Origin of the sequence: Bradyrhizobium sp. SHOUNA76 (assembly GCF_023006445.1) — a bacterium.
Taxonomy (GTDB): Bacteria; Pseudomonadota; Alphaproteobacteria; order Rhizobiales; family Xanthobacteraceae; genus Bradyrhizobium.
On sequence record NZ_JALBHA010000878.1, the window covers coordinates 1 to 1,424 of the forward strand.

Consider the following 1,424-nt stretch of genomic DNA (forward strand, 5'->3'; position numbering starts at 1 on the left):
CGATCGATGACGGCATCGCCTTGACCGCCGACATCGCGGCTGCCGTCGCCGCGGCACCGGGCCTGACGATCACTGAAGCAGTGTCCGAGACGCCCGCCCCCGCCGTCAAGCTCGCCGCGGCCGATCCGGCGTTGATACTGCCGACGGAGGCACCAGCCGCGCCGCAGATATCGCCTGAACCAGAGCCCCTCGTCAGCGAGGCTACGCCGGCCGCTGCACCGGAGCCCGTGAAACTGGCATCTGCCGATCCCACCGAGATCGTAACGACGGACGCACTGTCCCCCGCGGCGATCGCCAGCGGCCCCCTTACGCCTGTGAGCAAGGCATCACCTCCGGCCGACACCGTCGCCGTCCTCGACGAATGCTTCGTCATGGACGCCTGCATCGATCGCTATCTCTGGACGCTCTATCAGCGCACCGCAAAGGAGGACTCGATCAAGGTCCAGGAGCGCCGCGCCGTCACCGTCAAGCGCAAGGGCAAGACAGTCACGGTGATGCGCAGCTTCACGAAGCTGGTCGACCAGGATTTCGGCTGGAAGGATCCAAAGGCGGCCGAGCACGCCGGCATGCCGATGATGGATTATGTCATCGGCGGCATGGACAAGAGCTTCAAGCGAAAGCTGTTTCGCACGCTGCTCGCCGCGGAAGCCGCCGGCCTCTCGCCCGGAATCACCAGTGCGTTCCGCGACGACTATCGCCAGTCGATCGCGAGCGGCTTGAAGGCCGCCTCCGACCGTTCCTATCATGGCGGCAGCACGCGCGGCGGCTACGGCCACGGCATGGCGGCCGATATCGTCAGCACCCAGGGGAACAACCGCGCGCAGCGCTGGGTCTCGACCGAAATCCTGTGGAAGTGGGTCGACGCCAACGGCAAGGCATACGGCATCGGCCGGCCCTATCTCGGCCGCGATCCGCCGCATGTCGGCCCGGTCGACGGCCAGGAATACATCTCGCGCCGTGGCACGGGCGACGGAAAGCAAGTCGCCAGCGTGAAGTCCAAGAACAAGAAGGTGGTGCGCGCAGCGGCCCACGCAAAACCACCAAAGGCCCAGGCCGCACGCGAGCAGAGGGGTCCCGCGAAGCCGCAGAAATCGGCGCAATCGACCGGCAAGCGCGCGACCTGAGACCGTTACGTCGCGCGGCCCGGCAACGGTACCAGCCGCATCTCGGCCGTGCCCGCATCCTGCGTGCGCACCAGCACCGCAAAAATCGTCTCGACCGCAAGCCGCACTGCGGTCTCGATCGCTTGGCCCTTGGCCAAGTGGGCCGCGATCAGACCATTGAGGAGATCGCCGGTGCCGTAGGGGCGGATGGGCAGGCGCGGCGTCGCGAAGCGCGACAACTGGCCGTCGGCGCACAGGATCGTCTCCACCTGCCCCGCCGCCGTATCGGTGAGCGTGCAGCCGGTGGCGACGACGTCGATG

Annotated in this window: 2 protein-coding genes; one reads left to right on the forward strand and one right to left on the reverse strand. The window is 67.3% G+C overall.

The annotated features are described in order from the left end of the window. Nucleotides 1-2: 2 nt before the first annotated feature. Nucleotides 3-1,124, forward strand: coding sequence for a hypothetical protein (locus tag MOV74_RS38175; RefSeq protein WP_246932679.1), 1,122 nt, complete (start codon nucleotides 3-5; stop codon nucleotides 1,122-1,124). Between the two features lie 5 nt (nucleotides 1,125-1,129). Here MOV74_RS38175 and MOV74_RS38180 read toward each other — a convergent pair. After that, a partial coding sequence (locus MOV74_RS38180; RefSeq protein ID WP_246932681.1) for a bifunctional hydroxymethylpyrimidine kinase/phosphomethylpyrimidine kinase occupies nucleotides 1,130-1,424 on the reverse strand: 295 nt, incomplete at its 5' end.